Annotated in this window: 28 protein-coding genes; 12 read left to right on the top strand and 16 right to left on the bottom strand. The window is 57.8% G+C overall.

The genetic code is table 11. From position 1 onward, the window contains the following. Window positions 1-6 precede the first annotated feature (6 nt). From Z947_RS0108390 to Z947_RS0108370, 5 genes are all read right to left on the bottom strand, one after another. The gene (locus tag Z947_RS0108390; RefSeq protein ID WP_025043857.1) at window positions 7-672 is read right to left on the bottom strand and encodes an aspartate/glutamate racemase family protein; all 666 of its coding nucleotides are present in this window, start codon (window positions 670-672) and stop codon (window positions 7-9) included. An 83-nt stretch (window positions 673-755) separates the two neighbouring features. Next, window positions 756-1841: an isocitrate/isopropylmalate dehydrogenase family protein gene (locus Z947_RS0108385; protein ID WP_025043856.1), complete on the bottom strand. Its 1086-nt coding sequence runs from the start codon at window positions 1839-1841 to the stop codon at window positions 756-758. Window positions 1842-1891: 50 nt separating this feature from the next. After that, window positions 1892-3433, bottom strand: a complete 1542-nt coding sequence (locus Z947_RS0108380) for a tripartite tricarboxylate transporter permease (RefSeq protein ID WP_025043855.1) — start codon at window positions 3431-3433, stop codon at window positions 1892-1894. 12 nt (window positions 3434-3445) lie between these two features. Beyond that, window positions 3446-3877, bottom strand: coding sequence for a tripartite tricarboxylate transporter TctB family protein (locus Z947_RS0108375; protein WP_025043854.1), 432 nt, complete (start codon window positions 3875-3877; stop codon window positions 3446-3448). Between the two features lie 67 nt (window positions 3878-3944). After that, a complete protein-coding gene (locus tag Z947_RS0108370; RefSeq protein ID WP_240477527.1) occupies window positions 3945-4769 on the bottom strand; it encodes a tripartite tricarboxylate transporter substrate binding protein in 825 nt (274 codons plus the stop codon). Between the two features lie 547 nt (window positions 4770-5316). Here Z947_RS0108370 and Z947_RS0108365 point away from each other — a divergent pair. Further along, a complete protein-coding gene (locus Z947_RS0108365) occupies window positions 5317-6243 on the top strand; it encodes a GntR family transcriptional regulator (protein WP_037939323.1) in 927 nt (308 codons plus the stop codon). Further along, a complete protein-coding gene (locus Z947_RS0108360; RefSeq protein ID WP_025043851.1) occupies window positions 6230-6634 on the top strand; it encodes a methylglyoxal synthase in 405 nt (134 codons plus the stop codon). The genes Z947_RS0108365 and Z947_RS0108360 overlap by 14 nt, the downstream gene beginning before the upstream one ends. 43 nt (window positions 6635-6677) lie before the next feature. Here the strand turns inward: Z947_RS0108360 and Z947_RS21500 are convergent, their stop codons facing one another. Continuing rightward, window positions 6678-7610 carry a hypothetical protein gene (locus Z947_RS21500; protein WP_025043850.1) on the bottom strand — a complete coding sequence of 311 codons (933 nt, stop codon included), beginning with the start codon at window positions 7608-7610 and terminating at the stop codon, window positions 6678-6680. Between the two features lie 22 nt (window positions 7611-7632). Then, the gene (locus tag Z947_RS0108350) at window positions 7633-8262 is read right to left on the bottom strand and encodes a TetR/AcrR family transcriptional regulator (RefSeq protein WP_025043849.1); all 630 of its coding nucleotides are present in this window, start codon (window positions 8260-8262) and stop codon (window positions 7633-7635) included. Between the two features lie 235 nt (window positions 8263-8497). Here Z947_RS0108350 and Z947_RS0108345 point away from each other — a divergent pair, with 235 nt between their 5' ends. From Z947_RS0108345 to Z947_RS20935, 4 genes are read left to right on the top strand one after another with little or no spacing between them, the layout of a single operon-like run. Beyond that, entirely contained in the window at window positions 8498-9118 is a 621-nt protein-coding gene (locus Z947_RS0108345; protein WP_025043848.1) for a glutathione S-transferase family protein, read from the top strand. 30 nt (window positions 9119-9148) lie between these two features. Next, a complete protein-coding gene (locus Z947_RS0108340; RefSeq protein ID WP_025043847.1) occupies window positions 9149-9817 on the top strand; it encodes a cupin domain-containing protein in 669 nt (222 codons plus the stop codon). A gap of 3 nt (window positions 9818-9820) precedes the next feature. Continuing rightward, entirely contained in the window at window positions 9821-10876 is a 1056-nt protein-coding gene (locus Z947_RS0108335; RefSeq protein WP_025043846.1) for a flavin monoamine oxidase family protein, read from the top strand. A gap of 14 nt (window positions 10877-10890) precedes the next feature. Beyond that, entirely contained in the window at window positions 10891-11451 is a 561-nt protein-coding gene (locus Z947_RS20935; RefSeq protein ID WP_037938808.1) for a TetR/AcrR family transcriptional regulator, read from the top strand. Here Z947_RS20935 and Z947_RS20930 read toward each other — a convergent pair. Both Z947_RS20930 and Z947_RS0108325 read right to left on the bottom strand, forming a co-directional pair. After that, window positions 11408-11782 (bottom strand): alpha/beta hydrolase, encoded by a 375-nt coding sequence (locus Z947_RS20930; RefSeq protein ID WP_037938805.1) that lies wholly within the window; start codon window positions 11780-11782, stop codon window positions 11408-11410. The two genes, Z947_RS20935 and Z947_RS20930, sit on opposite strands and share 44 nt — an antisense overlap. A gap of 40 nt (window positions 11783-11822) precedes the next feature. Then, the gene (locus Z947_RS0108325) at window positions 11823-12581 is read right to left on the bottom strand and encodes an SDR family oxidoreductase (RefSeq protein ID WP_025043845.1); all 759 of its coding nucleotides are present in this window, start codon (window positions 12579-12581) and stop codon (window positions 11823-11825) included. Window positions 12582-12678: 97 nt separating this feature from the next. On the opposite strand from Z947_RS0108325, the gene Z947_RS0108320 reads away from it, so the two are divergent. Then, window positions 12679-13590, top strand: a complete 912-nt coding sequence (locus tag Z947_RS0108320) for an AraC family transcriptional regulator (RefSeq protein WP_025043844.1) — start codon at window positions 12679-12681, stop codon at window positions 13588-13590. A 321-nt stretch (window positions 13591-13911) separates the two neighbouring features. Here the strand turns inward: Z947_RS0108320 and Z947_RS0108315 are convergent, their stop codons facing one another. Both Z947_RS0108315 and Z947_RS0108310 read right to left on the bottom strand, forming a co-directional pair. Then, the gene (locus Z947_RS0108315) at window positions 13912-14745 is read right to left on the bottom strand and encodes an NAD(P)H-binding protein (RefSeq protein WP_025043843.1); all 834 of its coding nucleotides are present in this window, start codon (window positions 14743-14745) and stop codon (window positions 13912-13914) included. Next, a complete protein-coding gene (locus Z947_RS0108310; RefSeq protein WP_025043842.1) occupies window positions 14738-15184 on the bottom strand; it encodes a nuclear transport factor 2 family protein in 447 nt (148 codons plus the stop codon). Before Z947_RS0108310 ends, Z947_RS0108315 begins: the two co-directional genes overlap by 8 nt. A gap of 56 nt (window positions 15185-15240) precedes the next feature. Between Z947_RS0108310 and Z947_RS0108305 the strand changes: the two genes are divergently transcribed. After that, the gene (locus Z947_RS0108305) at window positions 15241-15876 is read left to right on the top strand and encodes a TetR-like C-terminal domain-containing protein (protein ID WP_025043841.1); all 636 of its coding nucleotides are present in this window, start codon (window positions 15241-15243) and stop codon (window positions 15874-15876) included. A gap of 309 nt (window positions 15877-16185) precedes the next feature. Here the strand turns inward: Z947_RS0108305 and Z947_RS0108300 are convergent, their stop codons facing one another. After that, window positions 16186-17061 carry a LysR substrate-binding domain-containing protein gene (locus tag Z947_RS0108300; RefSeq protein ID WP_240477526.1) on the bottom strand — a complete coding sequence of 292 codons (876 nt, stop codon included), beginning with the start codon at window positions 17059-17061 and terminating at the stop codon, window positions 16186-16188. A 113-nt stretch (window positions 17062-17174) separates the two neighbouring features. On the opposite strand from Z947_RS0108300, the gene Z947_RS0108295 reads away from it, so the two are divergent. From Z947_RS0108295 to Z947_RS0108285, 3 genes are all read left to right on the top strand, one after another. Continuing rightward, the gene (locus Z947_RS0108295) at window positions 17175-17753 is read left to right on the top strand and encodes an NAD(P)H-dependent oxidoreductase (protein WP_025043839.1); all 579 of its coding nucleotides are present in this window, start codon (window positions 17175-17177) and stop codon (window positions 17751-17753) included. Window positions 17754-17756: 3 nt separating this feature from the next. Then, complete coding sequence (locus Z947_RS0108290; RefSeq protein ID WP_025043838.1) at window positions 17757-18155, top strand: DUF6220 domain-containing protein; 399 nt, start codon at window positions 17757-17759, stop codon at window positions 18153-18155. A 63-nt stretch (window positions 18156-18218) separates the two neighbouring features. Then, a complete protein-coding gene (locus Z947_RS0108285; protein WP_025043837.1) occupies window positions 18219-18617 on the top strand; it encodes a RidA family protein in 399 nt (132 codons plus the stop codon). A 633-nt stretch (window positions 18618-19250) separates the two neighbouring features. Here Z947_RS0108285 and Z947_RS0108280 read toward each other — a convergent pair. Then, entirely contained in the window at window positions 19251-21518 is a 2268-nt protein-coding gene (locus tag Z947_RS0108280; protein WP_025043836.1) for an adenosylcobalamin-dependent ribonucleoside-diphosphate reductase, read from the bottom strand. A 211-nt stretch (window positions 21519-21729) separates the two neighbouring features. On the opposite strand from Z947_RS0108280, the gene Z947_RS0108275 reads away from it, so the two are divergent. Beyond that, entirely contained in the window at window positions 21730-22161 is a 432-nt protein-coding gene (locus Z947_RS0108275) for a DUF1489 family protein (RefSeq protein ID WP_025043835.1), read from the top strand. A 15-nt stretch (window positions 22162-22176) separates the two neighbouring features. Here Z947_RS0108275 and hisG read toward each other — a convergent pair whose 3' ends face one another. Genes hisG through hisS form a run of 3 tightly spaced genes read right to left on the bottom strand, consistent with a single transcriptional unit; the run spans window position 22177 to window position 25438 of the window. Continuing rightward, window positions 22177-22866, bottom strand: a complete 690-nt coding sequence (gene hisG / locus Z947_RS0108270) for an ATP phosphoribosyltransferase (RefSeq protein ID WP_025043834.1) — start codon at window positions 22864-22866, stop codon at window positions 22177-22179. After that, entirely contained in the window at window positions 22863-23942 is a 1080-nt protein-coding gene (locus Z947_RS0108265) for an ATP phosphoribosyltransferase regulatory subunit (protein ID WP_025043833.1), read from the bottom strand. The genes hisG and Z947_RS0108265 overlap by 4 nt, the downstream gene beginning before the upstream one ends. Beyond that, on the bottom strand, window positions 23942-25438 hold the full coding sequence (gene hisS / locus Z947_RS0108260; protein ID WP_025043832.1) for a histidine--tRNA ligase: 1497 nt from the start codon (window positions 25436-25438) through the stop codon (window positions 23942-23944). Before hisS ends, Z947_RS0108265 begins: the two co-directional genes overlap by 1 nt. Window positions 25439-25457 lie beyond the last annotated feature (19 nt).

Here is a 25457-nt window from a genome sequence, read left to right as displayed (position 1 = left end):
TCCTCTCTATTTCGCGGCAATGCGACGGCGCATTTCCTGAATCGCCGACTCTGGACTGGTGAGCACAGGAAGGGTGACAGATTGCCGAACTGCCTCTGCGGCACCCGCCATAGAAAACTGCGCCAGCAAGATGACATCAGCCCCCTCGATAACGGCAGCAGTCTGGGCGATCAGCTGATTATGCCGGTCATTGTCGCCTGCCCGTTTTGCATCCAGCGCGCCGTCGCAAAAATATGATGTGATGCGGGCGGCAATCCCTCGTGCCGCGGCCGTTTCTCGAAACTCTTCTTCCATACCGTCTGCGGCCGGTTGGAAAGTATAGATCATCGCAACGCGCTGCCCTTGCGCCAGCGCGGCATCAAACATCGCTTCGTTTGGGTTCATCACTGGTATATCGCTTTGCGCATTTGCTTGGGCAATCGCAGGCCCGAAGGCCGAGCAGGTAAACAGAATCCCGTCAGCATGGATTGCTTGTGCATATTGGCTAAGCGCCTTGATGCGCTCTGACAACTCCGTCGAAAGCGACAGGGCTTTTGCACGGTCAACCGAAAGCCCCTCCTCCAGAATTGATATCGTTTCTGCCTCCGGCCAAATGGATGCTGCTGCCGCCTCAATTGGTTCGATCGCGACCCGCGTGGCATGGATCAGGGCAATGCGTGGTGAAGGTGTCATCATTTTCTGCTTGCAAAGGGTGGTGGCGTCGCATGATGCAACGCCACCAGTTGGTGCGGGTCTTCAACCCGCGGGGAGGATCCTTAGGCCGCGATGGTTGCGCCCACGAGTTGTTGCGCCACAAGAGAGCCAAACGCGTCACAGTTCACGTTCCCGCCAAGGTCGCGTGTCCGCTTGGATGGATCGTCGATGGTTGCGTCGACGGCCTCGGATATGGCTTGCCCCGCGTCCATGAGTTTCTGAACACCGCGCTGTTCGCCCAGCCAGCTCAGCATCATCGCCGCCGAAAGGATCAACGAGGTCGGGTTCGCGACATTTTTGCCTTGGATGTCCGGCGCTGAACCGTGTTGCGCTTGGGCACAGCACAGGCCTGTTTCAGCATTGGCATTGATCGAACCCGCCAGTCCGAGTGACCCAGACAACTCTGATGCCAAATCGGACAGGATATCGCCATAAAAGTTCGTCGCGACGACCACATCATAGGCTTCGGGCTTGCGCACCAGCAGTGCTGCATAGGCATCGACGATGATCTCTTCGGTCTCAACCTCGGGGAAGTCTTTGGCGACTTCGCGGAAGCATTCCAAAAACAACCCGTCCGTCATCAAGAAGGAGTTGGCCTTGTGTATCGCGGCGACCTTTTTTTTGCGTTGCATAGCCAGCTTGAAAGCTTCACGGCAGATCCGCATCGACCCGTGACGGGTAATTTTGCGCACCGACAGCGCCATATCAGGGTCAGGCATCATTTCACCGACCCCTTTGAACATGTTGCGATCGGGATAAAAACCTTCGGTCGCTTCGCGCATAATCACCAGATCCATGCCCGGTGCCTTGTTCGGGATGAAATCGCGGGTCCGCGCCGGACGGACGTTGGCATAAAGGTCCAGCCCGATCCGGAACCCGGCAGAGACGTTGCGCCCCCCTTCGGCCAAGGCTGGGTAGTCCATGTGCGATTGCGTACCAAGGATTACACCGTCAAATTCATTGCGTGCGCGGTCCAGCACGCTTTCTTGCAGGGTAATCCCGTGCTTCTTTAGGCTGTCAAAACCCGAAATCACCTCTTCAAAAGTTAGCCCCAAATCAAACCGCGTGTTGGCGGCCTCGACGACTTCAAGTGTCGCTGCCATGATTTCAGGGCCAATGCCATCACAGGGCAGTGTCATAATACGCATCTTTAGTCTCCTTAGATCGGCACTGTGGCCGTTGTCATTTACAAGCCGGCTTAGTCGCCGACGAATTCTTCTTCGTTGCGTGCAGCTTCCATGCGCTTTTTCATCCGGCGGCCCATCAGCATGGGCAGGACGAAACCGGTAATCGCGACGCCCCAAAGGATGATGGCAAGCGGACTGCCAACAAGGATCAACCAGTCGCCATCCGAGATTGTCATGGCACGACGCAGGTTCACTTCCATCTGGTTGCCCAGCAGGATCCCGAGGATCACCGGAACAAGTGAGACATCAAGCTTGCGCAAGACCCAGCCCATGATGCCGAAGCCAACCATCAACATCACATCAAAGCTGGAGCCCGTGATGCTGTAGATGCCAACGAACGAGATCATCGCGACGATGGGCATCAGGATGCGCGTTGGCACCATCAATACACGGGTAAAGATGCCAACCAGTGGAATGTTCATCGCCAATAGGATAAAGTTAGCGATGAACAGCGACGCGATAAGCCCCCAGACAACATCCGGATTTTTCTGGAAAAGCAGCGGCCCGGGCGTGATGTTCAGTTGCAACAAGACGGCAAGCAGAACGGCTGTGGTGCCGGAACCTGGCACGCCAAGGGCAAGCATGGGAACAAGTGCTCCGCCCGAGGCTGCGTTGTTACCCGCCTCTGGTGCGGCAACGCCGCGCGGGTCGCCTTTGCCAAAGGTCTTGCCATCCCGATCGACGGTCTGCTTTTCGAGGGAATAGGCCAGGAATGATCCCAAGGACGCACCCGCACCCGGTAGGACGCCAGAGAAGAAACCAATGCCCGTGCCCCGCGCCATCGAGGGTATACAACGCTTGATCATAGCAAAGTCAGGCATGATCCGGCCAACCTTTGTGGCCTTGGCCGAACCAACAGCCCCACCGCGGTGATGCTCAAGGAAGATGAACACCTCACTAAGGGCAAACAGGCCCACGATGGCGATCAGGAAATCGATACCGTCATATAGATGGATATGATCAAAGGTGAACCGTTGCGACCCTGTCTGCGAGTCGCTGCCGATCATTGCAATCCCAAGGCCAAGAGCTGCCGCAAAAGCCGACTTTGCCTGATTTGTCGATGAGATGCCGCCAAGCGTCGCAAAGGCGACAGTAAAGAGTACGAAATATTCGGCTGGGCCAAACAGCAGGGCGACCTTGACCAGCTGCGGTGCAAGAATAACCAACCCACATGTGGCAAAGAACGCGCCGACAAAGGATGCAACACCGGACAGGGACAGTGCCTCTCCCGCTTTGCCTTGCAGGGCCATCGGATAGCCGTCCAGACAGGTCATCATGGCCGGTTCATCGCCGGGAATGTTCAGCAAGATCGAGCTGATCCGGCCACCATACATCGCGCCATAGTAAACACTGACCAATAGGATCAACGACGCAACAGGCCCCAGACCCAGTGAAAATGCGATCGGGATAAGGATGGCCACACCGTTCGCGGGGCCAAGCCCCGGAAGCGCGCCCATAAGCGTGCCAAGAAAACACCCCATGACTGCAAGGAACAGATTTTGCGGGGTTAGGGCGATGGCAAAGCCATCGGCGAGAAGTGCTAAGGTATCCATGCGCTGACCTCCTCAGAAACCAAGTGGACCTTTGGCCAACGCGAGGCCGAGGATCAGGTGAAATACGACGTAAATGCCAACAGATGTGCCCAAGCCAACGACAAGCGACCAAAGCGGTGCGGTCCCCAAACGCCAGGTCAGGTAGGCCGTAGCAAAGATCGTGGAGATCACGAAACCAAGCTCTGGCAATGCAAAGCAGTAGGCGAACATCACCGCCGCAGCGAAAACGATTTCCGTGAATTCTCGCATGTGTGGCCAGTCGGGTTCGTCATCGGGGCGCAGGATAAAATACAGCGAACACAGCGCGATGATTGTGCCAACGATATAGGGAAACGCTCGCGGCCCCACCACATCGACCATAAAGCTGTCTTTGATTATTGATGCGGCCCAGATGTAGAAAATGGCCAAGGCCAATCCAAAGCCGCCGAATATGCGATCACTCATGCTTGCCTCCCCAAGATGTGAGATTGGCCCGAACTGCCAAAGCCGTCCGGGCCGGATTTTTCAGATTTTATTCGATGATGCCGATCTCACGGGACAGCTTTTCGATATCGGCAATGCTTCCTGCAACGAAGTTGTGCATGTCATCGCCAAAATTGTTGAAGGGCGCGATTGCAGCCTCTTCCAATGTGGCCTGAAACCCAGGATCTTCCGCCATTGTCTGGATCGCATTTGACCAGAACTCTTTGGCCTCATCCGATGCACCCGCCGGCATGTAAAGACCACGCCAGTTTGCACCCACGACATCATAACCTTGCTCGCGTGCTGTCGGGATATCGGGAAAGTTCTCAAGGCGTTCGGGGGCCATGATGCCGATGATGCGGATATCACCAGATTCCAGAAAACCGAGCATCTCGGAGAAGTCACCCGAAAGCGCCTCAACAGAACCCGAAAGCAGCCCCGTCATTGCCTCGCCACCGCCATCGAACGAGACGTATTTCATCTGGGTCACATCTTCCAAGCCGGCCTCACGCGCGACAAGCATCGGCTTGATGTGGTCAAAGCTACCAACAGAGGAACCGCCTGCAATGCCAACGGAGCGCGGGTCTGCGAGGATCGCGTCCATCATTTGCGTCAATGTCTCGAATTCGGAGTCAGCACGAACAGCAATCGCGCCATATTCCGCGCCGAACGTAGCAAGGAAGTGAACGTCGTCCTGGGTCGCACCCTCATAAATGCCCTGCGCGATACGGGCGCTGGTGCTCATAGAGGCGGCGACAATCAGGTTATTGTCTTCGTTGCGCTCTTTGGTGACATGCGCAAAGGCTACGCCGCCTCCGCCACCGGACATGTTTGTGACCTGCATGGAATCTTCGATAACGCCAAGATCAAACAAGTAGCGTGCCGTAGTGCGGCAGATAAAATCCCAACCCCCACCCGGGTTGGATGGTGCGATGCACTGGGGGCTTTCCGGTTGAAAATCCTGTGCTGTAGACGCTGTTGCAGCAGAAAAAGTCACTGCCAAAGCGACGGCGCCAATACGAGTGTATTTTGCGAACATCTTGTGTCCTCCCATGTTTTGTCCTCCGTAGTGCGAATCTCGCACTGGGGTTATGATTGCTTATTTGCACACAAAAAGCCAAATGAAATTTGCTCTTTTGATGCCAAAAAGCCAAATTCTGGTATCCACAACTCAGCAAGGGCACCTAATACGTTGAAATACATAGAGATTCGTAAACCCATGGGATTCATGCTGCCGTTCTCGACGCCAAGACGCCCACGAAACCGGCCCGAGAGAGCCGTAGCGGACTCAAATACTTGGCGAAAACAACCCATCTTCGGCCACCTTTCGGTTTTTACCATGTGCAAAACCAAAAAATTGGACTTATACTTAAGCACCGATACAATCTGCAAAACAGCTACGACCGGCACTGGAGATCATGATGGCAGCACGAAGCAGCGAGCTTTCCAAGAATATATCCAATCGGTTGTTGCACGACATCGTCTCTGGAACCCTGTCTGGGGGTCAACATATCAGCGCCCAGAATATCGCAGATCGTTATGGTGTATCGCGCACCCCCGTAAGAGAGGCACTTGAAAGCCTGGCGATCCAAGACGTTTTAATCCGACAGCCCAACCGAGGTTACTTTGTCGCAGACAGTCTTCCGGCTTCGTATCAGGACGGATTGGCAGATTCGGCACCAACAGATACGGACGACTATCAAACATTTGCGAATGACTGGCTGACGAACCAGATCCCCGAAGAGGTAGCTGAACATTTCCTACGGCAGCGATACGGCTGGACCAAAGCCAAAGCCGCAGATCTGCTGGTCAGGGCCGTTCGCGAAGGTTGGGCAGAACGCAAAGAGGGATACGGGTGGCGCCTTCTGCCCGTGGCCAAGACACCAGAGGCATTCGACGAAATTTACAGATTTAGAATGGCTATCGAACCCACGGCCATGCTGGAGCCTTCTTTTCAGCTTGATCACAAGATCCTTGATGAACAGCGACGCATTCAGGAAGGCATGCTAAACATGGATTTAAGCAGCACACCTGGCGAAGCTCTTCTTCAAAACGGTGCGCTCTTCCACGAGGAACTTATCAAACTATCGGGAAATCCCTTTTTCTACATGGCCCTTCAAAGGGTGAACCGGATGCGCCGTTTAATGGAGTATCGCGCCGAAGTGAACTGCGAGCGTCTGATTGAGCAATGCACCGAGCACTTGGAGATCCTGTCATATCTGGAATCAGGCAATGTCGCAGATGCGTCTTACAGGATGCGACAACACCTGAGTGGTGCCCTCAAGCGCAAATCCCCACTGGCACGGAACTGGGCACACGATACGGAGCGAAACGATGAACATCTCTGAAACACGGGATGTGAATTTTCGATCAATCGCCTTGGTCGCCCACGATCTGAAAAAAGACACCATGATCGAGTGGGCACGCTCTCACAGATCGACATTGGCTGTATTCGATCTTTACGGCACGGGAACCACCGGAGGACGGCTTGCCCGCGAAGTGGATTTGGACGTTACCTGCCTTAAAAGCGGGCCTCTCGGCGGGGACGCACAAATTGGGGCGATGATAGCCGAGAGGCGCCTCGATGCTCTGTTCTTCTTCATCGACCCACTCTCGGCTATGCCCCACGACGTCGACGTTAAGTCCTTGCTAAGAATTGCAACTCTTTACAACACGATCCTGGCGATCAACGAAGCGACCGCATCTCGCATTATCGCTCAGTTTCACCACGGGCCTTAATCAGAACATCCGGGGAATGGGGGTCAGACCTACGTTCGGCGGATCAGTCAGTACCTGGCCGGAACGGCTCAAGCACTTCGACATCGACGGTCAGGATACGCGCAAACCGTTCAGTGTCGTCGTTGTTCACGGTCCAGTTATGCCGCGTCTTCGCCACCAGCTCGCTTCCATCGGGCAAGATGCCGGCCCAATCGAAATCAACAGTCATTTCATACGTGCCGTCAGCATTTTCCATAACTGAAAATTCGCTGATAACATGCGTGCTGGCCGCAACTTGCGACCCAGGACCTGCAAGCCAGGCTTCAAATCCCGCAAAGTCGGTGATTGCGCCAGACGAGAAGTTAAGAGCAAATCCATCCGCCAAAATTTCACGAACGGGTTCAGGGTTGCGGGACGGATCTTCGATCAGCGCTAACCAATAGTGTACCAGACTACGCAGGCGATTCTCGGCATAGGCATCGACGAATTCATCAGCTGTACCATCCGAGTTTTGCGCGATTGTAATCTCGGTAAATTTGGGCAGCACACTATCGGTAGGGGCCAGTGCCATTGTGTAGGTCAGGTCAGCCGTCCGAATGCCGCCATCCTCCAGAAGGCCCGCGTTAAGGTATGTGATATCTGCGGTCAGGGCCATTGACCCGTCATCATTGATGCTGACCTGAACATCGCGGACGTGGTGTGCATTTTGCCAGCTTTGTGGAAGCTGGCTTACCCTCTGCGCATATTGCTCATGCCCGTTTGCAACCCCCAAACCCGAGGTCACAACGACGTCTTCGGCAAGGATATCCAATGCATTGTCGATCCCGCCTTCAGCGCGTTCATAGACCTGATACCAACGGTGATATTGCGCCAGCGCGCCGTGTTCCAAATAGCCGTTTTTGATCTGTGTCGCTGTCATGTCATCTGCCAATGCCGTTGTTGCGGTGGTAAATCCGAGAACCGTCGCGAGCGCGAGGGAGGTTAGAGTGTTCTTCATGTCTTACGTCCTTTTTGAACTGTCAGTCGGGTAAGTTTCCAAAGAAAGGCTTTGCCGCGACCGACAGCCAAACACGCTCGAACACCAGTCCAAGCGTTTCTTCAGAAGGTTGTTCACTGGCCAAAACGCCTGCGCGGGCCAATTGCATTGCCGGGGCAATCAGCAGCGTCGTAACCGTCGAGACGGGCATGCCCACGATCGCGCCCTCATCTATGCCACGCTGGATCAGTGCTGCGATTTCAACCTGCATATCCGCTACTTTTCGCGCCTGTTTTTTGCTCAGGATCTGCGCCGCGCCTGCATATTCGACGAACATAAAGTCCATCGGATGGGCCGCCACAAATCCGAACAGATCAAACCACATTTTGCGGATCATGGATTTGGCGTCAGGGTCGCCCGCCGAAGACATCATAAGGGTATGAATTTCGGCCTTGATTTTAAGAAAGACCTTCCGAAGCATATCTTCTTTATTCTCGAAGTGCAGGTAGATCGTTCCAGCGGACATGCCAGCGCGTTTGGCAACGGCCCCGACCGAGGTTGCACCGATCCCCTGTTTCGCAACCTCCTCAACAAGTGCAGTGCGTATTTTTGCCTGTGTGGCTTCGGGCGTTAGGCGTTTCAAATCGGAACCATTGGAGTAATGAATATTCATTTCCCATTTGCCTGAGTGCGATGGGTCATGTCAAGGCAGCACCCCGACTTTCGGCGGGGCCCGATGCCTGACAGCTACTTTTCATAAAATTCGCCCATGCCCGTTTTGCGTATGCACCTAAACACGACGGGATGCTTGCATAGCCTTCCCTCTTTCATGTGCTCTCAATTTCGTGACTTGCGCAATCTGCCTACCTACTGATAGGTCAAGACATGAAACTCAGGAGAACATACCCATGAAGATTTACGACATCGAAGGATTTCCAAACCCGGCCCGCGTGCGCATCGCGCTTGCCGAGAAAGGCGTTTCCGATCACGCGGAGTTCATCGCCGTAGACGTCATGAACGGCGAGCACCGCACCGACGCGTTCAAAGCAATGAACCCCGATGCGACTGTTCCCTGCCTCGAACTGGACGACGGGTCCCACATCGCGCAGTGCAATGCGATTATCGAATATATCGACGGCGCCTATGACGGCCCTTCCCTGACCGGCACAACGCCGAAGCAACGCGCGCATATTTCAATGATGAACGCCCGCGCCGAGGCTGGCTTGCTGAACGCTGTCGGGGCCTATTTCCATCATGCGACACCAGGGTTGGGTGCCGAGTTGGAGACATACCAATGCGCTGAATGGGGAAATAAGCAAAAAGAGGTCGCAGCCACGACGATGGCTTACCTCGATGGCGTTTTGGCCGATAATGACTATGTTGCGGGTGATCGTTTTTCGTCGGCAGACATAACGGCGTTTGCGGGGCTGGCCTTTGCGGATTTTGCCAAAGTAGACATTCCGCAATCTCTAAAACACCTTCAGGCTTGGCGCGCAAAAGTCGCCAAGCGGCCATCCATCGCGGGTTAAACGCGCGCCTTCACGACAAGGAATTGATCAATGAACTTGAATGCAGATTTCGACAGTCCCGTAATTGTCCACTCTGACCAGTTGGAATGGCAGGCCTCGCCCATGAAGGGCGTGGACCGGCGTATGCTGGACCGTATCGGCGGCGAGGTGGCACGCGCCACCACCATCGTCCGTTATGCCCCCGGCAGCGCATTTTCGGCGCACACACATACGGGCGGTGAAGAGTTCATCGTGCTGGAAGGTGTGTTTCAGGATGAGCATGGCGATTTCCCCGCCGGCACCTATGTGCGCAATCCCCCCACCACATCCCACACCCCCAGTTCGGCCGAGGGCTGCACGATCTTCGTCAAACTGTGGCAGTTCGATATGGACGACCGCACGCAGTTTCGCAAAACAATGGCGGAAGAACTGGCCGCACCCGTTAATGGCGTGGCCACTGCAATCCTGCATAAGGATGACCGCGAGGTCGTCACCTACAGTCACATTGATGCGGAGGCGACGCTGACATCCCAAGCACAGGGCGGCATTGAGGTGCTGGTTATTGACGGCAGCATCACTGTCGGCGGCGACGTGCTGCACAAGAACGACTGGCTGCGCATGCCGGATGGGGAAACCCTGTCGGCGGTCGGCGGACCCGAGGGTACCAAATTGTGGATCAAAACGGGCCACCTGCCCTTTGCAAAGGCGCCGCAGGCGTAAAGGATGCACACCGATACCCTTATCATCGGGGGCGGGCTTGCAGGGCTCTCCCTTGCAAGCCGCCTGACGGATCTCGGCCACAGCTATATCTTGGCCGAGGCCCGAGACCGTCTTGGCGGGCGGATCGCGGCAATCCGGCATGAAGGTGCCACTTTCGATACGGGGCCCACGTGGTTCTGGCCCGGTCAGCCGCGCATCGCAAAACTGATCCGTGATCTGGGGCTGACGCGGTTTGATCAATACGCCCAAGGCGATCTGATGTTTGAGAACGCGCAGGGGCAGCCCCAACGTGGTCAGGGGTTTGCCTCGATGGAAGGCTCCTTTCGTCTTGAGGGCGGATTGATCCGGCTGATTGACGGCCTGTCCGCCAAGGTAGACGCAAACAATCTGCATCTATCCGCCCCGATCACGACGCTGACCCGCGCGGACGGCATCATCACCGCGACCTATCGCGATGGCCGTACCGTGAGGGCCAGCCGCGTGGTGCTGGCGCTGCCCCCGCGGCTGGCGGCACAGATCACCTACACCCCCGCCCTGCCCGACCAAGCGCTTCAGGCGATGCAAAATATCGCCACATGGATGGCAGGTCATGCCAAGGCCGTCGCGATCTACGACCGCCCCTTCTGGCGCGAAGCCGGATTGTCGGGCGATGCCATGAGCCGCTTTGGTCCTCTGGCAGAAATCCACGATGCATCACCCCCGCAAGGCGGCCCCTTTGCGCTGTTCGGTTTTCTTGGCGTGCCCTCTCAGGCGCGAAAGGATCAAGAGTGGCTGCGCCAGCAAATTACGGCACAACTGATACGTATTTTCGGACCGGATGCAGGCGCGCCGCAGCGCCTGGCGATCAAGGATTGGGCCTATGATCCCTTTACCGCCACCGCGCTGGATCAAAGGCCCCTCTACGCCCATCCGCATTACGGCCTGCCGACAACACTCAGCGGGTTATGGGACGGTAAACTGATCTTTGGCGGTACAGAAGTCGCGCCGGAATTTGGCGGCTACCTTGAAGGGGCTTTGGAAGCCGCCGAAAATGCGTTAACCCAATTGAACAGGCCTTAAAGGTAGAACCAAACGTGCAACCCGATACCAAAACAACACTGCTGGATATCGCTGAAAAAGCAGCGCGTAGTCGCGGCTTCGACGGGTTCAGCTACGGCGATCTGGCGCAAGCTGCCGGCATCCGCAAGGCATCCATCCATTACCACTTTGCCACCAAGGCGGTGCTTTCCGCCGCGCTGATGGATCGCTATCACGCATCGGTCGAACAGGTCTGTACTGAGATAGAGGCAACGCACCAAAACGCCGCCGACAGGTTGGCCGCTTTAGTGGCGTTCTATCGCAATGCCTTGGGCGGCGGCGAAACATTATGTCTTTGCGTGGCTTTCACCATCAGCCGTGATAGCCTTGCGGATGAGGTGAAAGACAAGATCGTCGCCTTTCGCGCCATGATGACCACATGGATCACAGCCCTGTTTGAGCTGGGCAAACAAGATGGCACAATTTCAGCGATAAGCGCCCCTGAAGCGGAAGCACACGCAACCCTCGCCACGCTCGAAGGAGCACATCTCGCCGCGCATGCAGAGCAAAACCTCACCGCGTTTGACAAGGCGACAGAGGTGCTTCTGGCCCGCTGACGTCAGGCAGGCCCACACCTGTCAGAAAAACTATTTTGACCTGCTGCCCTGAATAACGCGCGATGGTTGATAATGCTCGGATGACGGCCAGGCCCCGTTCGGCCCAGAACTGAACAAGCGGTCCATAGCCGTCCTTGGACGGGATGTAGTTCGAGGGACCGAAGCCATGCGACAGGATCACGATGGGCAGGTCCTTCCCGGCAGCAGGTGCTGTCAGGCGCAGCTCAAGCGGCTGACGGCCGGGCATCGGCAGAACGATCGGCGTATAGGCGACGGTGATCTCAGGCTCTGGTGTCGGCAGGGAGCCGGAGAGAGTGATCAGTCTGTTCATGGGTGTTTTTCGTTCGAGAGGGATATCAGCATCGGACGCGTTACGCCGTGGCGAGTCCGGCTTCGCGGAACCAGGTTTCTGCGTCCGCGCCCGCAGGCAGCTTCATGGGCGCGGTCTCGTCCGTGACGGCACGCCAGACAGCCTGAGCGACATCCTGCGCCTCGGTCTTCTCGGTCGCGGACTGAAGGCTCTGAGAATAGGCCTGCACGAAGGGGCCGTAGGCCTCGGGCACATCCATGCCCATTCGCGCCACTGCATTGCGTCCGAAGGATGTCGACGGCGCACTGCCGGGCAGGACCAGCCGGGCACGTATGCCGAATTCAGCGGCCTCAAGCGCGAAGCTTTCGGTAAAGGCATTCAGCGCGGCCTTACTGGCGCTGTAGATCGACAGCGCAGGCAATGGGCGCAGCGTCACGCTGGAACTGACGTTGACGATAACGCCACTGCGCCGCGCGCGCATGGCGGGCATCACGGCGCGGGTCATGGCCATGGCACCCAGCACGTTGATCTCGAACAGCTCACGGGCCCGGGCGATGTCAGCGCCTTCCAGCACGTTGAGCATGCCGACACCAGCGTTGTTCACCAGCGCATCGATCTGGCCCGCGTCGGCAATCGCAGCCGCAATGCTTTCGGGGTCGGTGACGTCCAGGGCCATCACCTGCATGCGGTCGGACTCAGGCAGCCCTTCGACGGAGGGATTGCGCATCGTGGCGATGACCTCCCAGCCCTGATCGAGGAACTGCGCGGCGATGGCCTGACCGAAACCGGAGGAACAACCGGTGATGAGGATACGGGACATTTGAGGTCTCCTTGTCTTGTGTGACAGAGAGATAGACGGCAGCGTTCGGCCTTGGTATACATAGAAGTCCAAAATCATTAATAGATCGTCCGAACAGATGCTCGACAGCCCCTTAGATCCTCTTTCCAGTGTCGTCACCCTGCTCAAGCCTGCGGTCTCCATCTCCAAGATGGTCGAAGCCGGTGGCCAGTGGCTGGTGGAGCGTCACGACATGGTCAGCCCATTCTACTGCGCGATGGTCGAGGGGCGGTGCCGGCTGCACGTCGCCGGGCGCGATCCGGTCACGCTGAGGGCTGGTGATTTCGTGCTGATCCCCCATCTGCAGGGCTTTACCATGTCCAGCGAGGTGCCCCCGCCGCCCCACGTGCCCCGCCTGCCGCTTGAAACCGGTCCCGGACAGTTCCGGCTTGGCGCGACTGAGGCCCCGGTCGATATGCGCGCCCTCGTCGGGCATTGCCATTTTGACACGCCGGCCAGGAGCCTTCTGGTGTCACTGCTACCGCAGATGATCCATGTCTCTGATCAGAACCGCCTGACGACCCTGGTGCCCGTGATCCACGAGGAGACCCGCGCCGACCGTCCGGGGCGCGGATTGATCCTTGAGCGATTGCTGGAGGTCCTTCTGATCGAGGCCCTGCGCTCTGATCAGGCGACGACCCTGCCGCCCGGGCTACTGCGCGGCCTGTCGGATCCGCAGCTCTCGGGTGCGTTGCAACGCATCCACGCCGAGCCGGGCAGCCCGCTTTCCGTTTCAGAACTGGCGAAGGCCGCCGGCATGTCGCGCTCCGGCTTTTTCGAGCGGTTCCGCAGGCAGGTTGGCCGCGCGCCACTGCAATACGCCATCGAATGGCGCATGGCCCTGGCCAAGACCTTGCTCCGGCAGGGCGGGCTGACCATTTCGGAGATCGCCATGAAGGTCGGATACGGGTCCGCCAGCGCCTTCGGCCTGGCCTTTGTCCGTCACGAGGGCCTGTCGCCCGGCGCGTTTGCGAACAAGGGCAGCAGTTAAGCTGGATACCGCCCCCGACGCCTGTCACCAATCCTCAGGCACTGTCGAATTTGGGCTCACAGCCGCCATTAGATCAGTCGCAGCATTTGCGTCCAGCGGGTTGATCCGCCCCTGTAGGGAGCGGCCCAGAGCCGCCTTCCACCCGCCTCGCAGATGCAGCACCGCAGCTTCACCATACCAGCCGTTCGTGCGTCGCGCAGCATTTCCGGAAGGCGAGGGTCTGCTTTGCGGACTTTGCTGCCATTAGACAGCAGCGGCCTCTGTAGATCAGTATTCTTTCCGCCGCATCTCGGATGCAAGGGAGTAGGAGATCTTAGAACGTCAAACCGTCCAAGCTCCAGCACTTTCAGCCGCGAAACTCCGAAACGACCCCGGCGCAGTTCCAGTCAGCTGCACGACGCCAGCCGTCGTGCGATCTTCGGCCCCCGTGCGGATCGTCTTGTCCATATTCGCGAGCATTCGGGCGTAATCGGTCGGCAATCCCTGTGCCTCGAAACGATCGGCCAGCTCCTTGGTAGAGAGTGCGACATGACGGATCGTCCGGCCCGTCACGTCCGACATTATCCTGGCCGTATCCTCATAGCTCAGAACCCCGGGGCCCGTGAGAATTCGGTCGTCGTTGAGCGGCGTGGTGGAGGTCAGGCAGGCCACAGCGGCGGCCGCGATATCTTCGGCGTCGATGAAGCCGACACGGGCAGTGCCTGTGGCGCTGTAGATCGCATTTTCCTCGCGGACCGTGTGGGCGTGCGGCCCGTCCGAGAAGTTCTGCATGAACCAGGAAGGGCGCAGCACTGCCCATTCCGGGGCGGTATCGGCCAGCCAGGCATGAACGCCGCCCATCATTGGGCCACCACGGTCCAGCATAGATGAACTGAAAAGCACGAAGCGGCGCACCCCACGCTCCATCGCGCTTTCGAGGTTGGGACGCATGACGTCGAGGTGGTCGGTGCGATCCGTCGGTGCCACGAGATAGACTGCGGAACAGCCCTCGAACGACGCCGCGGAGGCCGCATCCGCCCAGTCGAAGAAACGATCCCGCGCCCCTGTAGGTGTGCGGGTGCCGACGGCGACCTCGGCCCCGCTGTCGGTCAGACGATCCACCACTCGCTGTCCCGTCTTACCCTTGCCGCCAATGACGAGAATGTCCTTACCCATTCGCTTTCTCCCCGGCATAGGCCATTGCTGCCGCCTGCGCGCCCCCGAGGGCGGAAAGCGCAACCAGCGGGTTCCAGTAGTCGCGATAGCGGCTAATGCGACCGTCGCGGAGGGTTACCACGGAAATGTAGTTTTGATCATAGGGCAACCCGGTGGAAATGCCGGATCCCTCACAGGAGAATTCGAGGATCACGGTGTCGCCCGACGGGTGAACCGCATGCAGCGTGAACTCGCTCAGCTTCAACATCGGCTCAAGCCGCATCAGATGATCGGCAAGGGCTGCCATGCCGTCCAATCGCCGGGGAAGCCCCTCCGGGGCATAGGGAAATTCAAAGACGACGTCCTGAGTAAAGAAATCCGCCATTTCTTGGCTGATTGTCAGGCGGGAGCCAAGGGCTCCCCGTAGAAGATCGGAAAAACTGTCAAACTTGTCGTTCATCGGAAAAGCCCCTATGGATGGAACGCTATCGTATCGACCATTTAGGAGTTCCACGGATGAAACGCAACCGTTCCGACGAAAAAATACGACGCGTTCCGTCTGGGGCGGCTGTCCCGCGTGCCGAACTGACAGAGGCGCTTTACCGCGCTTTCTTCGAAGAGTGGGCCGACCGCGGCTTCGCGGCCCTCAGTCTTGAACGGGTCGCTGCGCGCGCGGGCGCTGGCAAGGCAGCGATCTATCGACGGTTCTCGTCGCGCCTGGCTTTCGCCGAGGCGGCGGTTTCGACGCTTGGTCTGCGGATCACATTACCGGAAGTTGAGGGCGCCACGTTGCAAGAGGACATCCTTAATCTGCTAATACAGACGCGCGTGGTGCTTCGGCATCCTCTGGTCCGTAGGATCCTGCCGGATCTGCATGCCGAAGCCGCGCGATCGTCCGAGATGCGTGCAATCAACGACCGGGTGGCGCAAGCACGGCGGGAGCGGGCAGAGGCTCTTCTGGACCGCTGGGTGCACCGAAGTGAACTGCCTGAAGACCTTGACCGGGACCTCGCGCTCGATCTGCTCGTCGCTCCTCTGTACTGGAGGATGGTTGTCCGGGGTAAAACACCGACGATTGCGAACCTGGAGACGCAGAGCCGCGCGATCATAGCTGGCCTGACTGCCTTAGGAAGGACGGCCAGATTAGACTGAAGGTGTGATGACGGAAACTTCCGCTTGCAGGTAAGTACGGGCTCGAAGGTGCCTTGCGGCGCTGGAGCGCGCCGCGAAATCACCTTGATGGGGCTACATGGCGCCCGAACGGCCCATGGCGGACCTTGTCGGCTTCCGCATTGAAGGGCCGTTCTGTGTCCAACTTGTGGGAAGCAGAATGAATGCGACATAGTCGGTTCATGGATCGAAACAGCCTGTAGCAATAGGATTATGATCAAGAATGTGTCGCCATTTGGAGGCGTGTAGGGCACGACACCACATATGCGGACATTCATGCCGACCTTGGTTTCAAACGAGAAAAATCTCTCTGATCGCGGCAATTACATGCTGGACCCCGCGATTGTTCGATTGGCGTGTGTGGCTGGCCAGATGCAAGGGAAAGCCACTGACCTCAATCGGCGGAGCAAAGCTGGTCAAAAGCGGATGCGCGTTTTGATCAAACCCGTGTTTGGGCAACATCGCGATATGATCTGTGTGCGCCAACAGCGACGGGACAAGTTGGAAGGAGGGCACAACCGCACCGACACGGCGCGACCGCCCGATCGCCGCAAGCTGAGCATCTAAAGGGGATTGCGCGTCGCCTGTCCCGGACATCAGGACGTGCGGGTATGCCAGCCACGCATCAAGATCAAACGCCTGTGCGGCAGGATGATCGCGCCGCATCGCAACAACATATGTCTCATCAAACAGTGTGATCTGTTCGATGCCCTCAATCTGATCTGCAAAGACCGAGACGGCAATGTCTGTTTCGCCACTCAGCAAATCACGCGCCGCTGCCGTGCTGCCGTTCCAGGGTTGGAAAATGGGGGTCACCCCCGGAGCAGTGGATTGTAAGGCGGTCAGAAGCGGCCCTGCGATCAGGAAAGTCGGATCGTCTGCCATCGTGAGCCGCACGGTTTGATGCAAGCTATGCAAAGGCGTTTCCGGCGGATCAACGAGGTCATTCAACTCGCCCAGAACGGATTTAAGAGGCCCCCGCAGCGCTTCCGCGCGCGCGGTCCGCCGCATTGCGCCGCGTCCGCGTTCAAGCAACGGGTCGTCAAACAGATCACGGCACCTTTGCAGCGCATTCGATACGGCGGGTTGAGAGAGGTTCAACCGATGCGCCGCGCGGCTGACATGGGCCTCGTCCAAAAGCGCATCCAGCACCACGAGCAGGTTCAAGTCGATTGATCTTAAATTCATAATATCAATAATAGACTATATCTTATATCAGTTGGAGTTATTTGTTTTTCGGATCTACGTCTTGGTCAAACGAACGCAAAAGGACTGCGAGAATGACCAAGACTCTGCTACTTATGTTCCACCGCGATATTGGAAAATCTGTTGCCAATGCGGCTTTGTTTCGCGCGGCGCAAGGCATTGAAGGCGTGACCGCGATCGATGTGCAGGCACGCTATCCCGATGGGCATATCGAAATGTTCACGGATGCCGCGGCTGATGCCCAACTGCTGCTCGGGGCCGACCGCATTGTGCTACAGTTTCCTGTGCAATGGTATGCGACGCCGTCCATTTTGAAGGCTTGGCAAGACGCCGTGCTGACGCGGATGTATTACATTTTCCCTGAGACCGAAGGCGACCGTCTTGCAGGGACGCCGTTGATGGTGGCCGCGACTCTTGGCAACGTGGCCGAAGCCTATACGCGGTCAGGGCAAAATCATTATTCGGTCGACGAAATTTTCACCCCGTTGAAAGCGATGGCGCATCGCTGTGGCCTGCCATGGCATGCGCCACATCTGACGTTTTCAGCGGACAAGCTCGATGACGCCCCATTGGCAGCCGCAGCACAGAGCTACACCCGTGCGCTTCAAGCATTCATCGCGACCCCACGGGTTGCCCAGTCGGCAGAGGCTTGAGCCATGACCGCAGACACACACGATACCTTCGTCGCTCTCGACCGTGGCACGCCCGCCCTGTTTGTGTGGTCGGCCCGATTGCTTCCCGTCGCCCTCGCGGCTCAGTTCTTTCTCGCCGGACAGTCGCTCTTCGCAGACTTGCCGTGGTCCATACACGGCACGGTCGGCGGCTTGGCCGGTGTGCCAATCGTTGTCATAGCCACTATGGCGTTCGCCATTGGCTATCTGCGCGGGTTCGCATGGTGGGCTTTGGGCGCTCTGGCGCTCTACGGGGTTCAGATTACGCTGGCCGCGGGCAGCGCGACCATGCTTGCGCTGCACCCGTTCAACGCAAGCCTTTTGCTGATCACGGCCCTCGTTTTGCTGGCCAAGATCGAACGCCGACGCGCCTTAGGCACCTAACCCGCAATACCTGTGCGATTGCCGCCCTGCACGTTGCAGATTTCTCAACCCAAAGGATGCCAAATGACCAAACCAGACCCCGTATTCCCGTCAGGCCGCCAAGACCTGTATGAAACCAACCGCTATTCTGCGGCCATCCGATCAGGCGACTTATTGTTCGTTTCAGGCCAAGTGGGAAGCCGTGAAGATGGAACACCAGAGCCCGATTTCGCGGCACAAGTTCAGCGCGCCTTCGATAACTTGACCGAGGTGCTGCACGCCGCAGACTGCTCCCTCAGCGATATCATCGATGTCACAAGTTTTCATACAGATCCCGAGGCCCAGTTCGGTGATATCATGGAGGCGAAGGACCGCACTTTTCCTGAAAAGCCTTACCCGAACTGGACGGCCGTAGGTGTGAATTGGCTCGCCGGGTTTGACTTTGAAATCAAGGTGATCGCTCGAATTCCCGGCTGCGCTTAGGTCGTGATGCTATTAATGGATATAGCGTCAAGGAACCGGGTCGTGTGATTGGGCAATCAAGATGAATGTACAGAAACCGCATTAGGTACCGTGGTCTGAGGGCTGCCAATGATATCTGCACAGGCAAGGTCTGCGTTTCTCGACAGAAGACATCGGTACAAACCGCGGCGAAGGTCAGCTTTCCTCCTTTCAAAAGGCAATCTGGCCAGACACGCTGTAGCAGCAGCATCGTCTATCAGTCTGGCATTTGTTGGTGTTTGTTTTGGTTCGGCCTCACCGGAGTTTCCGGATCTTCGCGGGCTCAAAAGGGGGCCCGCGCAAGATCTGGAAATCAGGTGGGAAGGCAGCGATCAGAGTATATGAGGCATTTACGCTACAAAACTTGCAGCCATTTACCCCAGTCACTGCTGTTTACGGTACACTGACACGGCCATCTGCTCGATGCCCACTGCCTCTTGTCCCGCCAATTCACGCTTTTTAGGTCTGTTTTGGCCAAATTATCCATTCGGCCAAAACCATTTAGATTCAGTGCGTTAGGCACCTACGGCAAAACTAATCCCGTTTCGTGGCAAACAAAACCGGGGGTTTTGGCATAACTATGCCCGCATCGATAACAACAACGCTCACGCCCCATCACCCGCACTTGGAGTAACCGCAGGACCCACATGTCATGCACCCTTCAACCATGCGCAAATCAAATTGCCCGCAGCTCGAACACGCTTTTCCACGCGGCGCGTCCAAACCTACGACCTTCGCCTGAGGGTCTGTTTTCAACCCCATGCCCTCGCCCGCAATAAAGCCGGTGGCGATCAGATGCTGTTCGATCACACCGCCGATGGCGGCCAGAATGGAGGGGATGTATTTTCCACCCATCCAAGCGCCACCGCGCGGATCGAACACCGCTTTCAATTCTTCCACAACAAAGGAAACGTCACCGCCCCGGCGGAACACGGCGGAAATCATGCGGGTCAGGGCAACGGTCCAGGCAAAGTGCTCCATGTTTTTGGAGTTGATGAACACCTCGAAGGGGCGGCGGTGGCCGTTCAGCACAATGTCGTTAATCGTGATATAGATCGCGTGCTCGCTGTCGGGCCATTTCACCTTGTAGGTGTTGCCTTCCAGCTCTTCGGGACGGTCAAGGGGTTCGGACAAAAACACGACCTCACCGCCCTCTTCCACGGGTACGGGCTTGTCCGCCTTGGTGTCTTCGGACACGCTCAATACCGATCCTGTCACATCGTTGGGACGGTAGGTGGTACAGCCTTTGCACCCTGTGTCCCATGCTTCCATGTAGACCTCTTTGAAATCGCCAAAGCTGATGTCTTCGGGGCAGTTAATCGTCTTGGAAATGCTTGAATCCACCCACTTTTGTGCTGCGGCCTGCATTTTAACGTGCTCCAGCGGTGGCAGGGTCTGGGCGTTGACGAAATAGTCTGGCAAAGGCGCGTCACCGTTAAGTTCGCGCCACAGCTGTACCGCGTAATCGACAACTTCTTCCTCGGTGCGGCTGCCGTCTTTTTGCAGAACCTTACGGGTGTAAGCATAGGCAAAAACCGGCTCGATCCCCGAGCTGACATTGCCCGCATACAGGCTGATCGTGCCGGTGGGCGCGATGGAGGTCAACAGCGCGTTGCGGATGCCGTGTTCGCGGATCGCGTCGCGCACGTCGTCATCCATCTGCGCCATGGTGCCGGAGGCAAGGTAAGCTTCGGCGTCAAACAGGGGGAATGCGCCCTTTTCCTTGGCCAGTTCGACAGAGGCAAGGTAGGCCGCCCGCGCAATCGCCTTCATCCAGCTTTCGGTTTGCGCTGCCGCTTCATCAGATCCGTACCGCTGTCCGACCATCAGCAGGGCATCGGCAAGACCGGTCACACCAAGGCCGATGCGGCGTTTGGCCTGCGCTTCGCGTTCTTGCGCCGGCAGGGGGAATTTCGACACATCGACCACGTTGTCCATCATGCGCACGGCGGTAGCGACCAGATCTTGCAGGGCATCCTCGTCCAGATGCGCGTCTGCCTCAAACGGCTTGGCCACCATCCGCGCCATGTTGATTGAGCCGAGCAGGCAAGCACCATACGGCGGCAGCGGCTGTTCACCACATGGGTTCGTCGCGGCGATGGTTTCGCAATAGCTCAGATTGTTCGCTTCGTTGATCCGGTCGATAAAAATCACCCCCGGTTCGGCGTAGCTATAGGTCGCCTGCATGATCGTATCCCACAAGACGCGCGCTTGCACGGTGCGGTACACTTTGCCGTCAAACACCAGATCCCATGATGCATCCGCCTTAACGGCTTCCATAAAGGGATCGGTAATCAGCACGGACATGTTGAACATCCGCAGGCGCGCGGGGTCGGATTTGGCGGCGATGAAATCCTCAACATCAGGGTGATCGCAGCGCATGGTCGCCATCATCGCGCCACGACGCGACCCGGCCGACATGATCGTGCGGCACATGGCGTCCCATACATCCATAAACGACAAGGGACCGGAAGCGTCTGCCGACACGCCCAGAACATCCGCCCCTTTCGGACGGATGGTGGAGAAATCATAACCGATGCCGCCGCCCTGCTGCATGGTCAACGCCGCTTCTTTCAGCATGTCGAAAATACCGCCCATGCTATCTGGCACGGTGCCCATGACGAAGCAGTTGAACAGCGTCACACGGCGCGCGGTGCCGGCACCTGCCGTGATACGACCGGCAGGCAGGTATTTGAAATCTTCCAAAGCTTCAAAGAATTTGCCCTCCCAGTGATCGGGCTGATCCTCGACCTGTGCAAGATCGCGCGCGATACGGCGCCACGTGTCCTCCACCGTTGTGTCGCGCGGCGTGCCGTCGGCGTCTTTGAAGCGGTACTTCATATCCCAGATTTGTTCGGCGATGGGGGCGGCAAAGCGGGTCATGGGGCAGTCTTTCCAAGCTATGGGGCGGGCTGAGGCATTAGCATAGGCACGCGCAGGAGATTCGGGAACGGCAAAACGAGAAGATGTTGGGTGAGTAACAATTGATCCAATCCCGCTATATATTGTGGATTGGGCTCGATCAACCACAACATGCGGGAAAAATTCAATTTGTATCACTTGTGAACCTTCTCAGAAAATGCGACAGAAAGTAATGAGCAAAACTGTTAACCTGATCAAACTTTCCGTTGGCACCGAAAGCGTCGAAGGCCTGGCCGAATGGCATGCCAGCAAGCAGGCTCAAACGCCAGACGGGCTGCCCCGTCACGTGACACGAATGTGGCCAAAACGCGAGGCCGAAATTCTAAATGGCGGGTCGATTTATTGGGTCATAAAAGGATCGATCCAATGCCGTCAGGTCATCAAACGCCTAGACGAGGTGATCGGCAGCGATGGCATCCGCCGCTGCGCAATCGTGCTGGAACCCGAACTGATCCGCACGCAATCCAGTTTGAAACGCCCGTTTCAGGGCTGGCGTTACCTGACACCGCAGGATGCACCGATGGACCTGCCGGAAGGCCGCGAGGCAGAAGAGGCCCTGCCCGTCGAATTAAACCAGGCCCTTGCTGAAATCGGCGTGCTCTAGGCGACATCGGCCGCGTTAGGTCAGCCGTGCCAACAACGTCTCCAGCACGGCGCTTTCCTCTTTATCCGTATCGGCGGTGCGGCTGCGCCACAATGTCGCTTGCGATTGCAAAACCAAAGCATCCCCAAGCACCTTCAAGTGATTGGCGCGCAATGTCTCACCGCTTGAGGTGATATCGGCAATCGCTTCCGCAGTTTCATTAGCAACAGTGCCTTCGGTCGCACCCTGACTATCAACCAAGGCATAATCAGCAACACCGTGGGCCTGCAAAAACTCGCGCACCAGACGGTGGTATTTTGTCGCGATCCGCATCCGGTGACCGTGGTTCGCGCGAAACGCTGCTGCTGCGGCATCCAGATCGTCCAGCGTATCCACATCCACCCAGCAGTGTGGCACCGCAATGATCAGATCCGCATGGCCAAAGCCCAAAGGTTCGACCGGTTCGACCAGTTGTTCCCAAAGCGCCAGCTTTTCCTGAATCAAATCCGTGCCGGTCACGCCCAGATGAATACGACCCGCGGCCAGTTCGCGCGGAATTTCACCGGCTGACAGAAGGATCAGGTTTACACCGTCGATCCCGTCAACACGTCCGGCATATTCACGTTCCGATCCCGTGCGCTCCAGCGTAATGCCGCGCGCGCCGAACCATTCGAACGTCTTTTCCATCAGCCGCCCCTTGGACGGCACACCCAGTTTGAGCGTCATGTCGCGCCCTCCAGTTCCAGCATCAAATCGGGACGCATTACGCCACCCACCGCAGGGATCTCGCCGCCCTGCCCCAGCTGCCGTGTCAAAGCGTCATAGCGCCCACCGCTGGCGATGGCCGGCAGATCGGCGCGGCTGTCTGCGCGGAAACCAAAGACGAAACCGTCGTAATACTCCATCGACGCACGGCCAAAGCTGGCCTGAAACTGCAACGATTGCGTATCTACGCCACGGGCAGCCAATGCGGTTTCGCGTGCGGCAACACGATCCACCGCATCCGTAATCTGTGGCAGGTCCACACAAAGATCATAGAGCCGTTCCAAAGCGACAGGCATCGTCCCCTTGAGATCAAGCAGGACCCCGATCAAGTCAACTTCCTTCGCGGAAATTGGCGGAGCCTTGGCATCCGCCCGCAGCGCTGCGATCCGGTGCTGGATTTCTGTTTCCCTGCGTTTCCCGATGGAAGGCGCATCCGTTGTCGCCTTGCCCGCAAGCAAAGCCTTGCGGGAGGCAGGCACCGGTGCACGCCCCGCAAAACGATCAAGCAGTTGGCGAAACCGCTTGGGCCGCCAGATGTGGCGCATCAGTGCGTTCTTGCGCGCTTTGGTGGTTTTCAGCGCCGCCACAGCCGCCATCAACACCCCGATGTCACCGGTCACCGGCGTCACTGGCAAATCGCGCAGCGCTTCCGCGATCAGGGCAAACACCTCTGCATCTGCCGCCGCCGGTCCCTCGCGGTCAAACACCTCGTATCCGACCTGCACAAATTCGTTGGCGCGGCTGGCATTGCTTTCCTGACGGCGGAAAACTTCGCCAGCGTAGGTATAGCGTGCCGGTTCCGCCCCATGCGCCATGTGCATCTGCACCACGGGCACGGTGAAATCGGGCCGCAGCATTTGTTCACCACGCAGCGCGTCAGAGGTGACATAAGCCCGCCCGCGAATATCCTCGCCATAAAGGTCCAGCAACGTATCCGCCGGTTGCAGGATCGGTGGTTCAACCAAGGTGGCACCTTGCGCCTCGAACATCATGCGCAGTTCGGTGGCGCGGGCCAGTGTTTCAGAGCGTGTCGGCATCAGCTTTGCGAGTCCAGAATGGCGCGCACCTTGGCGACCAGTTGATCGCGCGGGACCTCGTATTGGCTGGGCAGTTCCTTGTATTCTTCCAAGGTCGCTCCCTCTGCCATCTTGGCGCCCAGGATCAGATCCTTGATCTGGATCACACCTTTTTCATGTTCGTCGCCGCCTTCGATCACGGCCACGGGCGATCCGCGTTTATCCGCGTATTTCAATTGGTTACCAAAGTTCTTGGGATTGCCAAGGTAGACTTCGGCGCGGATGCCAGCCTCGCGCAGCTCGGCAACCATTTTCTGGTAATCGGCCATGCGGGCCTTATCCATGACGGTGACGACAACCGGCCCATCCGCCGTTTTGTCCAAGCGCCCCTTGGCGTCCAATGCGGCCAGCAAGCGGTCCACCCCGATGGAAACACCGGTCGCTGGCACCTCCTGTCCGGTGAAGCGTTTGACCAGATCGTCATACCGCCCGCCCCCTGCGACAGAGCCGAAGTTGCGGGTGCGCCCCTTTTCGTCTTTGATCTCGAAGGTGAGTTCCGCCTCGAAAACGGGACCGGTGTAGTAGCCGAGGCCGCGCACAACAGAGGGGTCGATTTCGATGCGATCGGGTCCATACCCCGCAGCCGACATCAAATCCGAAATCAATTCGAGCTCATCGACACCTTCCGCGCCCACTGTGGAATCCGCAACCAATTTACGCAAACGCGTCACAGTTTCGGCCCCGCTGTCGCGTTTGGCCTGCATAAATCCCATGACAACATCCGCCTGAACGTCATCCAACCCAGCGCCCTTGGTGAAATCACCACTCTCGTCCTTGCGGCCCTCACCCAGCAGCGCACGAACGCCCTCAACGCCCAGCCGGTCCAGCTTATCAATCGCGCGCAGCACAATACCGCGCTCGGCCTCTTTGTCGTCACCCGACAGGCCGGCAACCTCCATCACGCCGTTCAACACCTTCCGGTTGTTGACCCGCACGATGTAATCGCCGCGCTCGATCCCGACTTCCTCCAAACAATCGGCCAGCATCGCGCAAATCTCGGCATCAGCCGCCACGCTCGACGCGCCAACCGTATCGGCATCACATTGATAAAACTGGCGGAACCGCCCCGGGCCGGGCTTTTCGTTGCGCCAGACCGGCCCCATCGCGAACCGGCGGTAAGGTTTAGGCAAATCATTCTGGTGTTGCGCATATACGCGCGCCAGCGGGGCCGTCAGATCATAGCGCAGGGCCAGCCAGTCGCCCGGCTTGTCGCTGTCGGCATCTTCCTGCCACGCAAACACACCTTCGTTGGGGCGGTCCACGTCGGGCAGAAACTTGCCCAACGCCTGCACAGTTTCCACGCCGGAACTTTCCAGCGCATCAAAACCATAGCGGTGATAGACGGCGGCGATCTTGGCCAACATCTCGGTGCGGTGGGTGACCTCTGCGCCGAAATAGTCGCGAAACCCTTTCGGGGTCTCTGCCTTGGGGCGGGGGGACTTTTTTTGCTTGGCCATTGGGCACCTCTGGGGGCAA

Source organism: Sulfitobacter geojensis, from assembly GCF_000622325.1.
GTDB lineage: Bacteria > Pseudomonadota > Alphaproteobacteria > Rhodobacterales > Rhodobacteraceae > Sulfitobacter > Sulfitobacter geojensis.
The sequence above is the reverse complement of the archived record's forward strand: the minus strand, read 5'-3'. Positions and strand labels throughout refer to the sequence as shown.